Genomic DNA, 12,720 nt, shown 5'->3' on the forward strand with positions numbered 1-12,720 from the left:
CGGATGGTCCGGGACTTATCGTTATGGCTGCATCCGTTGGTGCTCCAAGGCAGATGCTCCGCCGCCTCCGTGAGGTGATGGCGGAACACGAGAGTGCGCAAGCACGCCTCGACAAGGTGGTGATGCTGATCGCCTCCAACATCGTGGCCGAGGTGTGCTCGCTGTACCTGCGCCGCCGTGACGGCTCGCTCGAACTCGTGGCCACCGAGGGCCTCAATGTCAGCGCGGTCCACAACACGCATTTGAAGCCCGGCGAAGGTCTCGTTGGGCTTGTCGCCGAGCAGGCCGAGCCGAAGCAATTCGCGGACGCCCAGCACCATCCGGCCTTCTCGTTCCGCCCCGAGACCGGCGAGGAGATCTATCACTCCTTTGTCGGCGTGCCGATCCTGCGCGGCGGGCACACGATCGGCGTTCTCACGGTGCAGAACCGCACCATGCGCCAATACAGCGACGAAGAAGTCGAGGCGCTGCAGACCACGGCCATGGTCATCGCCGATACGTTGGCGTCGGGCGGAATCCTCTCCGAGGAGGTGACGGCGGAGAAGGGACGCGATCAAAGCGTCCGTTTCGTCGGTCAGCCCATCTCCGAGAGCGTGGCGCTGGGGCACATCGTCTTGCACGAACCCCGGATCGTGATCACCAAGCTGATCGCCGAGGACGCGGAGCACGAGCGGAGCCGGTTGCAGCAGGCTATCGAGGAGCTGACCGGCCAGATCGACGAGATGATGGAGCGCGGCGATCTCGCGCGCGCCGGCGAGCATCATGAAGTGCTCGAAGCGTTCCGCATGTTCGCCCACGACCACGGGTGGCGCCGGCGTCTGGACGAGGCGCTCGCGACGGGCCTGACCGCCGAAGCGGCCGTGCAGCGCGTTCGCAACGATACGCGCGCGCGGATGATGCGTATGCCGGACCCCCGGTTCCGCGACCGCCTGCATGACATCGAAGACCTTTCCAACCGGCTGTTGCGCTTCCTGTCGGGGGAGACGGCGACGGCCTCGACCGGCGCGCTCCCGGAGGATGCGATCGTCGTCGCGCGGACAATGGGACCGGCAGAGCTCTTGGATTACGACCGCCACCGGCTGCGTGGCCTCGTTCTGGAAGAGGGTGGCGCCAACAGCCACGTGGCCATCGTCGCGCGTGCGCTTGGGATCGCCGCGATCACCCAGTGCAAGGGCGTGGTCGAGATGGTCGAGCCCGGCGATGCGGTGATCCTCGACGGCCAGGGTGGGGAGCTGCATGTGCGGCCGACCCAGGAAGTGGTCCACGCCTATTCCGACAAGGTTCGCTTCCAGGCCCGCAAGCAGGCCCAATATGCCGCGTTGCGCGAGGTGCCGGCGGTCACGCTCGACGATCAGCGCGTCAATCTGCAGATCAATGCGGGCCTCTTGTTCGACCTGCCGCATCTGAAGCAATCCGGTGCCGACGGGATCGGGCTGTTCCGGACCGAGCTTCAGTTCATGATCTCCGAGACGTTTCCTCGGCTCGAGCAGCAGACGAAGCTCTACAAGTCGATCCTCGACCAAGCGGCCGGGCGCCCCGTGGTGTTTCGCTCCCTGGATGTCGGCGGCGACAAGGTCATTCCCTATTTCCGCGGCGGGGCGGAGGAAAACCCGGCCCTCGGCTGGCGCGCGATCCGCATGGCGCTCGACCGGCCCGCGGTGTTCCGCACTCAGATCCGCGCCCTGCTGCGCGCCGCACACGGGCGCGAAATGCGCATCCTCCTGCCGATGATTTCCGATGTGTCGGAGTTCGAGGCCGCCCGCACGCTGATCGACCACGAACTGACCCTGCTGAAGACCCACGCCGGCCGGAGCCCTTCCAAGCTGATGGTGGGCGCCATGGTCGAGGTGCCGGCGCTGTTGTGGCAACTCGACCACCTTCTGCCTCTGACGGATTTCGTGTCCGTAGGGTCGAACGATCTGTTGCAGTTCCTGTTCGCGGCGGACCGGAGCAATGAGCGCGTATCGAGCCGCTTCGATTCACTTGGTCCGACGGCGCTGCGCGCGTTGCGGCATATCGTGCGCGAGGCGGAGCGGTTCGACACGCCCCTCACGCTGTGCGGCGAGATGGCTGGGAAGCCCCTCGAGGCCATGGCGCTGATCGGTCTCGGATTCCGCTCCATTTCTATGGCGCCGGCCTCGGTGGGGCCGGTCAAGGCCATGGTGTTGTCGCTCGATGCGGCCAGCCTCCATGCCCGGCTGGACGAGTTGATGGAGGTCAAGACGACGTCGTTGCGCGAAGAATTGAAGCGTTTCGCGGCCGAAACAGGGGTACAGATCTAGACGGAACTGCATCTCGGAGCCGTGCGACGATTTTTGAGAATCTGCGCCGCGCGCCAAAGGCTTGCAAACTCTCAGCCATTGGGCTTGTGTTAATCTGCTATAGGGGGACTTTCCGGTCGCGGGGATATGCTGCCGGATCGGATGCTATTGGGTAGGCTCTTCGGCCGCACGGCCAGGAGAGTCGCGGCGTTGCACTCACGGGATTGGAAGTAATGTCTGCCGGCTATGACGCGGAAGTGGCCGATCTTTTTCGGGACCTCAGAGCCGCGAGCAATCTGACGGAGGCGGATCTGGCGTCGCGTATCGCGGCGCCCGTCGAAGTCGTGCAGGCGCTGGAGCAGGGTGCCATTTTTGCTCTGCCGCCATGGCCGGAGACGTGCCGGGTGGTGAGCGCCTACGGCACGCTTCTCAATCTCGACACGCGTCCCTTGCTCCGCCGGATTTACGCCCAGCTTGAAGCCGGCGTCGTCGAACTGGGACCGAAGCCCGTCCAGGACGTTCCGGTCATGGTTCCGCCGGCGGGCGGACATCCGGCTGCACCACAGGGCCAGCCGGCGCCGCAGGCGGGACAGCCGCCGCAAGGTTGGGCCAACGGAACGCCGCAGCCTCAGCAGCAGCCGGCGCCGCAACAACCCAGGCCTCAGCCGCAGCAGGCGGCTCCGCAGCTGGCACCGGCGTGGCCGAGTGCGCCTCGCGAAGCGCCGCAGGCGCCCAACCCCAGGCGCCGCAGCCGCAGGCCCGTCCCCTCCAGCGCCGCAGCCACAATCCCCCACAGCCTCGGCGCCGCAGCCGCTTCAACCGCGCGCCGCAACCGCGCGCCGTGCCGCAGCCGCAGGGCGCACCGCAGGCACCCTGGCCCGGTGCTGCGCCCAGCCAGGCGCTTCGCCGCGGGGGCGCCGCAAGGGGCTCCCGGCCAGCTCGATACGGCTTGGCCTGGCGCCGAAATTCCCGGCCAGCCGGTGGGGCAGCCGCAGCAGCCTCAACCGGCAGCACCGCAGCCACAGGCCGATGCGAGTTTTCCGGATGCTGGTTTTCCCGGCGAGCCGCAGCCTTATCCCCAGCAGCCCGGTTATGCGCCCGACCCCAACACTGCGCCGGACCCGGCGCTGGGCGGCGATTATTCTCCGGCGGACGACGCCAGCTTTCCGGGCGAACCCGAGCTCGAACTCGTGGATGAGGAAGAGGAGGAACCCAAGTCCTCCAGGTCACCTCTCCTGAAATGGGGGATCATCGGTCTGCTTGCAGTCATCCTGCTGCTTGGCCTATGGATGGTGTTCGGCGGATCCTCGGGCGACGGCGGCCTGTCGTCGGGTTTCAATACGTCGGATCCGGTTCTCGATCCCGACGACCCGCGTAGCCGCAAAGCAGACCGGCTGCCGAACAATTTCTAAGCCCTTATTTCCTTGAACCATGACCACGATTCCCACTGAGAAGCTCGATAAGCTCGTCGCCCGTTGGGAGGCCATACAAGGCAGTCTCGCTTCCGGCGCCGAACAGGACAGCTTTGTCGAGTTGTCCCGTGAGTTCGCGGAACTCGATCCTATCGTCGGTACGATCAACGCGTTGCGCGAAGCCCAAACCGAAAAGCAAGGGCTGCAGGAGATTCTCGACGACCGCTCCGACGCAGACATGACCGCCCTCGCCGAGGAGGAAATCGGGCCTCTCTCCGAGAAGATCGAGACGCTCGAGCATGAGCTCAAAGTGCAGCTCCTGCCCAAGGACGCGGCCGACGAGAAGAGTGCCATCTTGGAAGTGCGCGCCGGCACGGGGGGCGACGAGGCGGCGTTGTTCGCAGGCGACCTCTACCGCATGTATCAGCGCTTCGCCGACCGGCATGGCTGGAAGGTCAATGTCCTGTCCGCGAGCGAGGGCGCGACGGGCGGGTACAAGGAAATCATCGCCAATGTCACGGGCAAGGGCGTGTTCGCGCGGATGAAGTACGAATCCGGCGTGCATCGGGTTCAGCGCGTGCCCCAGACCGAGGCGCAAGGGCGGATTCATACGTCCGCGGCAACGGTTGCCGTGTTGCCGGAGGCCGAGGACGTGGACATCCAGATCGACGAAAAAGATCTGCGTATCGACGTCTTCCGAGCCAGCGGTCCGGGCGGGCAGTCGGTTAACACCACGGACAGCGCCGTGCGCATTACTCATTTGCCCACGGGTCTCGTGGTCATCCAGCAAGACGAGAAGTCTCAGCACAAGAACCGGGCCAAGGCCATGAAGGTCTTGAGTGCGCGGCTGTACGATCTGGAGCGCCAGAAGCTCGACGCCGAGCGGGCCCAGGACCGGCGCAGCCAGATCGGATCGGGTGACAGGTCGCAACGCATCCGCACGTATAATTTTCCGCAAGGGCGGGTCACCGATCACCGCATCGGTCTCACCTCGCACCAGCTGCAGATGGTTCTGGAAGGCGAGCCAGCGCTGGACGAAATCGTCGAGGCCCTGACAACCGAGGATCAGGCCAGTCAGCTTGCGGCCATGGAGGAGAGCGAGGCGTGAGCCTGAGCCTCCAATCGGCCCAGGCCCGCGCGACCCAGGTTCTGCGCGACGGTGGGATCGATACGGCCGCGCTCGATGCGCGGACCCTTCTGAAGGTTGCGACGGGGATGTCACTCGAAGCCTTGATCGTTAATGGCCGCGCACCGTTGAGCGCGCCATGCGAGACGCGCTTTGACGATTATGTCGCGCGCCGCCTCGCAGGCGAGCCGGTTTCCCGCATTCGCGGGACCCGCGAGTTCTACGGCCGGGACTTCAAGATCGATGCGCACACGCTGGATCCCCGCCCCGATACGGAGACCTTGGTCACAGCAGTCCTGGATCAGGCGGGAAGCGACGGGTTCCGCGGGCGGCCTTTGCGCCTTCTCGACCTTGGAACAGGGTCCGGGTGCATCCTCGTGACGCTTCTTGCCGAGTTGCCCGAAGCGGTCGGCACCGGCACCGACATCAATCCCGGCGCGCTGGAACTGGCCCGTGACAACGCGGCGGCTCTCGGTGTTGGGGATCGTGCGCGGTTCGCGGCCGCCGATTGGTTCGAGGGGCTGGCCGGGCACTACGACATCATCGTTTCGAACCCGCCCTATATCGCCAGCGCGGAGATCGAGGGGCTCGCACCGGAGGTCGCCCGCCACGATCCCTGGCCGCACTCGATGGCGGCACCGATGGGCTAGACGCTTATCGACGAATCGCCGCCGGTGCGCCGCGTTTTTCTTGCCCCGGGCGCGCCTGGTGGTGGAGATCGGGTGCACCCAGGCTGGGAGCGTTGTGGACATCTTTCGGGCAGGGGGGCTGATCGTCGCAGACGATGGAGTTCGGTCCGATCTTGCGGGTCTTCCCCGTTGTGTTTGTGCCAAGTTGTCGTGACCCCGCGCAGGTCGGAGCCTGCGATGTGCCAAAAATATGCTTGGAAAATCTGGATGTTCAGGCTAGGTTCTACCCAAGAAATCAGACTATATGGCGAGCCGCAGCAGGGATTAGGCTTCGCCGGTTGCGTGGCAACACCGCGGATATCCTTTCAGAACCTCGATTGACAGGCACCTCGCGCCTCTCGAGACGTTCAGGAGCCGTCGTATCGCAAAACAAATTTGCCGTGCCGACGCTAGCACCAGAGGCATTTCGCTTCGCGTCGGACACCGACTGAGACAAGGCAGCAAGAACAAGAACCGCTGAAAAAACTAGCAAGGCCAAGCCGGCTTTCCGGGCGCTTAGCATGCTCGGTTGGTCTTGGCCGATGATTACAGACCAGGGAGTGATGAGTGCGGCGTGTGCGCCGCCAATCAGGTGAATAGGGCTTATGAGGCAAGGACAACAGAATCGCAGGGGGCGCGGCCGTAGCCGGAAGCCCCAGAACCCATTGGCGCGGAACTACGAATCAAACGGACCGGATGTGAAAATCCGAGGGACCGCGTCCCATGTCGCCGAGAAGTACATGTCGCTCGCGCGCGATGCGCTTGCGTCGGGCGATATCATTACGGCAGAGAGCTATCTCCAGCACGCCGAGCACTACAACCGCATCATCATGGCGGCACACTCGCAGGCCGCCAGCGCGGCGCCGCAGGCCGGTGATCAGCCGCAAGGGCAGCAGTCCAATGGCAGTGGCGGCCGGAACCGGCAAGATGGCGACGACGGTGCCGAGAGTGATGCGGGTGAGGGAGCCGATTCCGACGTCAAGGAGGCCGGCGGCGCATCGGCCGAGGGTCGTGGTCGCGCACGGGGCCGGCAGCGGCGGAACGGGTCTCATGCAGCCGCAGAGGCGCAACCCAGCACGCAAGCTCAGCCTGCCGCGGAAGCTAGCCCTGCCGCTGAGGCGATCGGCGCCACGGAAGCCAATGGCTCTGATCAGCCCGTCGACGTGGCAGTCGCCGAGGAGAGCGAAGGCGCTTCCGGCGCCGTGAACTAGACGGCTCCGGCTTCTCGCGCACGGCGCAAACGGTTAGGGTTGGTTCCGCGCGATTTTAGCGAGGGGGCCCATGACCGATACACCGCCTGACATGTCCACAGCCCAACCCGTCTCCACGTGGCGGAAGGTCTTGGCTGGCATACTCGATTTCTTCACCATCTTTTTCGTCGCGGGCTATGCGATCGGTTACGCCACGGGCAATCTGACGGCGGAAGGTTTCGAGTTGGAAGGCGGGCCCGCCATTCTCTTCTTCGCCGCGGTCATCGCCTACTTCGTCGTGTTCTCAAAATATCTCGGCGGTACGCTCTGGCAGCGTATCTTGAAGACGCGATAGCATCGCGATGCTGCCATTTTTTGCGGCAGAGCAAGGCAAGCCCCTCTTTTCTGAGAGAAAACCGTCGCTATATGTCCGTTAACACGCCGCTGGTATGACCCATCCTCAGTGGTGCCCACCCCAATTCATCAATTCTGGCCTGCCCTCGTTTCTGGCCGCCTAAAGAGGGATCGACATGGATTTCGAGAAACTTTCCGACCGCTTGAAGGGTTTTCTGCAGGCCGCGCAGACGATCGCGCTGCGCGACGGCAACCCGCAAGTCACCCCCGAACATTTCCTCAAAGCACTTCTGGACGACGAGCAGGGGCTCGCCGCGGGGCTTATCGCCCGCGCCGGCGGTGACCCGAAGACCGCGCTCGCCCGCACCGATGCGGCGCTTGCCAAGCTGCCCAAGGTCTCCGGCTCCGGCGCCCAGTCTCCTCAGATGACGCCGGCTTTGGGCCGCGCGCTCGACCAGGCCGAGCAGATGGCGACCAAGGCCGGCGACAGCTACGTCACGGTCGAACGCGCGCTGCAGGCGCTTGCCATGACCGGTGAGGGCGAGACCGCCGCGATCCTGAAGGACTCCGGCATCACACCGCAGAGCCTCAACGAGGCGATCAACGATCTGCGCAAGGGCCGCACTGCCGACAGCGCGGGCGCCGAGCAGCAATACGATGCGCTCAAGAAATACACGCGCGATTTCACCGAAGCCGCCGAGAAAGGCGAGATGGACCCGGTCATCGGGCGTGACGAGGAGATCCGACGGACCATCCAGGTTCTCTCGCGCCGCACGAAGAACAATCCGGTGCTGATCGGTGAGCCCGGCGTCGGCAAGACCGCCATCGTCGAAGGCTTGGCGCAGCGCATCGTCAAGGGCGATGTGCCGGAGAGCCTGAAGGACAAGAAGGTGCTCTCGCTCGACATGGGCGCGCTGATCGCGGGCGCCAAATATCGCGGCGAGTTCGAGGAGCGGCTGAAGGCGGTTCTTTCCGAGATCGAGGCCGCGGAAGGCCAGATCGTCCTCTTCATCGACGAGATGCACACGCTGGTCGGCGCAGGAAAAGCCGACGGGGCCATGGACGCCTCCAACTTGCTCAAGCCCGCGCTCGCGCGCGGCGAGCTGCATTGCGTCGGCGCGACCACGCTCGAAGAATACCGCAAGCATGTGGAGAAGGACGCGGCGCTGGCGCGGCGCTTTCAGCCGGTGTTCGTGGGCGAGCCACCGGTGGAGGACACGATCTCGATCCTCCGTGGGCTGAAAGAGAAGTACGAGCTGCATCACGGCGTGCGCATCTCCGATGCGGCTCTCGTGACCGCGGCCACGCTCTCCAACCGCTACATCACCGACCGCTTTCTCCCCGACAAGGCGATCGACCTTGTGGACGAGGCCTCTGCGCGCCTGCGCATGCAGGTGGACTCCAAGCCCGAGGAGCTGGACGAGATGGACCGGCGCCTCATGCAGCTCAAGATCGAGCGCGAGGCCCTGAAGAAAGAGACCGACACCGCCTCCAAAGACCGGCTGGAGAAACTCGAGAAGGAGATCGTCAATCTCGAGGAGAGCGCCAATGTGCTCACCCAGCGTTGGCAAGAGGAGAAGGACAAGCTCGCCGGCGAGCAGAAGATCAAGGAAGATCTGGATGCCGCCCGCATCGCGCTTGAGAAGGCCCAACGAGAGGGCGACCTCGCGAAAGCAGGCGAGTTGGCCTATGGCGTGATCCCCGATCTCGAAGCCAAGCGGAAAGAGTACGAAGAGAGCGAGTCCGCGTCCGGCGGGCTGGCCCAGGAAGTCGTCGAGCCCGACATGATCGCCGCCGTGGTCTCTCGCTGGACCGGTATTCCCGTCGACAAGATGCTGGAAGGCGAGCGCGAGAAGCTGCTCGCCATGGAGACCGAGATTGCCCGCCGCGTGGTCGGCCAGGAAGAGGCGGTCAAGGCCGTCTCCACCGCCGTGCGCCGTAGCCGCGCCGGCCTCCAGGATCCGAACCGGCCGCTGGGCTCGTTCATGTTCTTGGGGCCAACCGGCGTCGGCAAGACGGAGCTCTCCCGCGCGCTGGCCGAATTCCTGTTCGACGACGAGCACGCGATCCTGCGCGTCGACATGTCCGAGTACATGGAGAAGCACGCGGTGGCCCGCCTCATCGGCGCGCCGCCCGGCTATGTGGGCTATGAGGAAGGCGGCGCGCTGACCGAAGCCGTGCGCCGGCGTCCGTACCAGGTTATTTTGTTCGACGAGATCGAGAAGGCGCATCCGGACGTGTTCAACGTCCTCCTGCAGGTGCTCGACGACGGGCGCCTGACGGACGGGCAGGGCCGCACGGTCGATTTCCGCAACACGCTGATCATCATGACCTCGAATCTCGGCTCCGAATATCTGGTCAACCAGGCGGAGGGCGAGGATTCGGACGCGGTCGAGGCCCAGGTCATGGAGGTGGTGCGTTCGCACTTCCGGCCCGAGTTCCTCAACCGCGTGGACGAGATCATCCTGTTCCATCGCCTGCGCCGCGAGCACATGTCGAACATCGTCGACATCCAGATGCAGCGCCTGCAAAAGCTGCTGGCCGATCGCAAGATCACGCTGACACTGGACGACACGGCCAAGACCTGGCTCGGCAACAAGGGCTACGATCCCGCCTATGGCGCGCGGCCCCTGAAGCGCGTGATCCAGAAATACGTGCAAGACCCGATGGCCGAGATGATCCTGCAAGGCAAGGTCCATGACGGCGAAACGGTCGAGGTCTCCGTCCGCGACGGCGACCTGACCTTCAACGGCACGACGGCCAAGGAAGCGGCTTAGGGCAGCTTCGGCAGCTTCGCTGCTCTCTAGTGTCATGCCCGGGATTGTCCCGGGCATCCACGTCTGCCTCTAAGAAGATCAGCGAATGGCCGGGGTCCGCCCCGGCCATTTTTTGTGTTGCTTGGATGAAATTCACATGGGTCGCGTGCGACCAGTGCTATTCTTCCCGAGAGCTGCGATCCAGCTCCGACATCGCATCGGTGATTGCGACTGTCTCTACACTCACTCGGGTCACGCAGCCCAGCAGGTCAATAACCTTCTCTTTGTAGTCGGCGAAGCGGTAAGTGTTGAATTTTTCGCGGATGGTTGGATCGCGCGACTTTTTTCCTTGTGCTGATCGAGCACCCAGTCGATGGCTGAACGGTTGCCGAGCTTGTGGCTCCAGGCCGCCTCCGGCACGCCCGAAGAAGTGGCCGCCGTCAAGGACAGCTATACGGGGCAGTATTTGAAGGAGCTGTTGGGCGGACGCGGCAGCGTTGCAAAGGCGCCTGCGAACGCCGCTAGCGGCAAGGCGGCAAAGTCACCCTCTAAACGCAGCCCACGGAAGAGGGCCGAGGCCGCGGAGTAGCTGGGACGTCCGCTGTTGACGCAAAGCCGACAGTGCGGTGGGATTTATGAGTAACTGCCTAGTGACTGAGGAGCCTGCTCCGACGGCCTGACACCGGCGTCAGTTCTTTGTCTTAACCACCGAATGTTGCTTCTCGTCACGCGGTCTGACTGGCGAGCCTGCCTGCTTCGTGCTCGGCATGATAAAATTCATAAGCGCCGTATTATGCATGAGGCGGCTGGAGACATACTCGGCGCCGCGCAACGTTGTATGTCCATTGTCATAGAGAATGTGGGTCAAATCGCTGTCAAGAAGCGTGCACCGATGCTGTGGGCAGATCAAAGACAGTCGATCGAAATAGACCGCGCCGTGATGTTCGACGATACTGCGAATGCGTTTGTTGGTCTGACCAAGCCAGCTAAGTTTTAGAGTCTGACTGACTTCTTGCTCGATGAGGCGCAGAGTCGGCTCGCTATCATTACCCACAAGTTTGACACGCTTGGCGAAATACCTCGGGACGTCCGCGAACTCGGCAGTGTTCCCAAACACTGCGACCGGCTTTCCCAGTTTGGCAAGACGATTAAGAACCTTGGGCAGAGCGGAGATATGCCCCTCGGTCCATCTCGGCGCGATTATGTAACGGTCAGCATCCCATTTCATATTCGGGAAAATGAACCCATAATCGCAAGCTTCTCTCCGAGAGCTTCGTTGGGGAAATTTGCGACAGAGTCTGTTTGAAATTAGCGGCTGAAGGTTGACCTTTAAGTCGGCTAAATACAGCGCATTGAAGAGGTCCTTGGCATGACTGTTGCCGATCACTCCGACCTTTAAATAAGGGGTGACGCCTGGAGCCTTGGATTGCGTCAAAGGTCTACTTTGCGTGTCCTTGAGATACTGATCGACATATTTCCAGGTGGCAGACCGCTCCCGGTTTAGCTCGAACGAAAGGTAGTAGGACGAAAAGCGATCTCTGAAGCCATCATTCAGTGCGATTGCGGAGCCGACAGCCGCAAATGCGCCGCTGGCCACTACGGCGCCGATCAGGATCGTACGTCGTCCAAAAACGTGGCGTTGGCGAAACGGTGTTTCGACAAATTTCCACGTCGCTATCGCAAGCAGGAACGTGGCCGTCAGTAGTAATAGCTTGATTGCCAGTCCTGGTGGTTCTGGCAAGATCGCCTTAGAAAAACTCAGTAGAGGAACGTGCCACAAATATATCGAGTAAGATAACAGCCCCACGAGCACAAAGGGCTTCGAGCTCAAGATCCTGCCGACCCACGTGTCTGACGTTGCTGCGATTAAGAGAAGCGCCGTGCCTACTACTGGGATGAGACTGTAGAGACTTGGCAACGGAGTTCGTTCGTCTAGAAAGACGAACGAACCGAGCACCATCACTAGGCCTGCTAGCGAAAGGACATTGCGCGTCGTCACGCCAAATTCCGCCGCGAGATCTCGCTCCAGCAGTAGGACAGCGACAAGGGCACCAACCATCAGCTCCCATGCTCGGCTGGGCAGGAGGTAAAATGTAGCGCTCGGTGCGTATATCGAGCCCCACTGGGCCAGGGCCAATGAACCAAAGACAACGGCGGCTAGGCAGATAATGAGTAGATGTCTCTTGGCCGGCACAAACAGCAGGAGCAGGAGGGGGAAGAGGAGGTAATACTGTTCGACTGCTAGGCTCCACGTATGAAGAAGTGGTATTTCTTCGGCAGCCGGTGCGAAATAGTCATCTTGCGACCAGAAAAAAATGTTCGAGCCGAACACCGACGCGGCGGCGACACTCTTGCCAAAATGGATGAATTCGTCTGGGAGCAGAAACCGGTACGCGATCGCCACGCTCACCAGCATAACGGTAAAGAGCGCAGGCAGTATTCGTCGCGCGCGCCGTTCGTAAAATTCGGATACCGTGAATTTTCCCGATGCTCTCTCAGTCAAGATGATTGAAGTGATAAGAAAGCCGGAAATAACGAAGAAGACATCTACGCCGATAAATCCGCCACCGGCTTGCCGAAAGCCAGCATGAAAGAGAACCACGGCCATAACTGCAATGGCTCGGAGTCCGTCTACCTCCTTTCGATAGGCGATAGCCATCAATACACCGTGAAACGCACTATGCAGTTACCCCAGCGCACATCATTGCCTTTGCCGTTGCTCAAGACAACCCTGCCGCGCGCCGCAGGCGGATAACAAGCTCAGAGGTATGCTTAGGGACTTCAGGCGCCTCTAGGTTTCGATTGCTCGCGGTTTCAAAGATTGGTGCAGTTTTGGCACTTGGCAGACATCCACCCAAACCATATCCCCCTCCCCGAAACCTGCTGTACACTGCCTCCATCCCTCGTTCGTGAGGACGCGAGCTGCAGACCGTCTGCTCTCGGGGCGGGGGAT

At 62.6% G+C, this 12,720-nt stretch carries 10 protein-coding genes; 8 read left to right on the forward strand and 2 right to left on the reverse strand.

Going from position 1 to position 12,720, the window contains the following annotated elements; translation table 11 throughout:
* Positions 1 to 23: 23 nt before the first annotated feature.
* From ptsP to clpB, 7 genes are all read left to right on the forward strand, one after another.
* The gene (gene ptsP, locus AUC70_RS03840) at positions 24 to 2,282 is read left to right on the forward strand and encodes a phosphoenolpyruvate--protein phosphotransferase (protein ID WP_069443681.1); all 2,259 of its coding nucleotides are present in this window, start codon (positions 24 to 26) and stop codon (positions 2,280 to 2,282) included.
* 212 nt (positions 2,283 to 2,494) lie between these two features.
* Positions 2,495 to 3,673 (forward strand): hypothetical protein, encoded by a 1,179-nt coding sequence (locus AUC70_RS03845; protein ID WP_069443682.1) that lies wholly within the window; start codon positions 2,495 to 2,497, stop codon positions 3,671 to 3,673.
* 19 nt (positions 3,674 to 3,692) lie between these two features.
* Entirely contained in the window at positions 3,693 to 4,781 is a 1,089-nt protein-coding gene (gene prfA, locus AUC70_RS03850; RefSeq protein WP_069443683.1) for a peptide chain release factor 1, read from the forward strand.
* Positions 4,778 to 5,449: a N5-glutamine methyltransferase family protein gene (locus AUC70_RS03855; RefSeq protein ID WP_141701941.1), complete on the forward strand. Its 672-nt coding sequence runs from the start codon at positions 4,778 to 4,780 to the stop codon at positions 5,447 to 5,449. The genes prfA and AUC70_RS03855 overlap by 4 nt, the downstream gene beginning before the upstream one ends.
* A 623-nt stretch (positions 5,450 to 6,072) precedes the next feature.
* Positions 6,073 to 6,678 carry a DUF4167 domain-containing protein gene (locus AUC70_RS18530; protein ID WP_083241228.1) on the forward strand — a complete coding sequence of 202 codons (606 nt, stop codon included), beginning with the start codon at positions 6,073 to 6,075 and terminating at the stop codon, positions 6,676 to 6,678.
* Positions 6,679 to 6,748: 70 nt separating this feature from the next.
* On the forward strand, positions 6,749 to 7,012 hold the full coding sequence (locus AUC70_RS03865; protein WP_069443684.1) for an RDD family protein: 264 nt from the start codon (positions 6,749 to 6,751) through the stop codon (positions 7,010 to 7,012).
* A 175-nt stretch (positions 7,013 to 7,187) separates the two neighbouring features.
* Positions 7,188 to 9,788, forward strand: coding sequence for an ATP-dependent chaperone ClpB (gene clpB, locus AUC70_RS03870; protein ID WP_069443685.1), 2,601 nt, complete (start codon positions 7,188 to 7,190; stop codon positions 9,786 to 9,788).
* Positions 9,789 to 10,019: 231 nt separating this feature from the next.
* Here the strand turns inward: clpB and AUC70_RS18535 are convergent, their stop codons facing one another.
* On the reverse strand, positions 10,020 to 10,187 hold the full coding sequence (locus AUC70_RS18535; RefSeq protein ID WP_342021953.1) for a hypothetical protein: 168 nt from the start codon (positions 10,185 to 10,187) through the stop codon (positions 10,020 to 10,022).
* Here AUC70_RS18535 and AUC70_RS17295 point away from each other — a divergent pair.
* Positions 10,141 to 10,356, forward strand: coding sequence for a hypothetical protein (locus AUC70_RS17295; protein WP_069443686.1), 216 nt, complete (start codon positions 10,141 to 10,143; stop codon positions 10,354 to 10,356). The two genes, AUC70_RS18535 and AUC70_RS17295, sit on opposite strands and share 47 nt — an antisense overlap.
* 99 nt (positions 10,357 to 10,455) lie before the next feature.
* Here AUC70_RS17295 and AUC70_RS03880 read toward each other — a convergent pair whose 3' ends face one another.
* Positions 10,456 to 12,426: an acyltransferase family protein gene (locus AUC70_RS03880; RefSeq protein ID WP_069443687.1), complete on the reverse strand. Its 1,971-nt coding sequence runs from the start codon at positions 12,424 to 12,426 to the stop codon at positions 10,456 to 10,458.
* Positions 12,427 to 12,720: the final 294 nt, after the last annotated feature.

The sequence above is a fragment of the Methyloceanibacter stevinii genome, from assembly GCF_001723355.1.
GTDB lineage: Bacteria > Pseudomonadota > Alphaproteobacteria > Rhizobiales > Methyloligellaceae > Methyloceanibacter > Methyloceanibacter stevinii.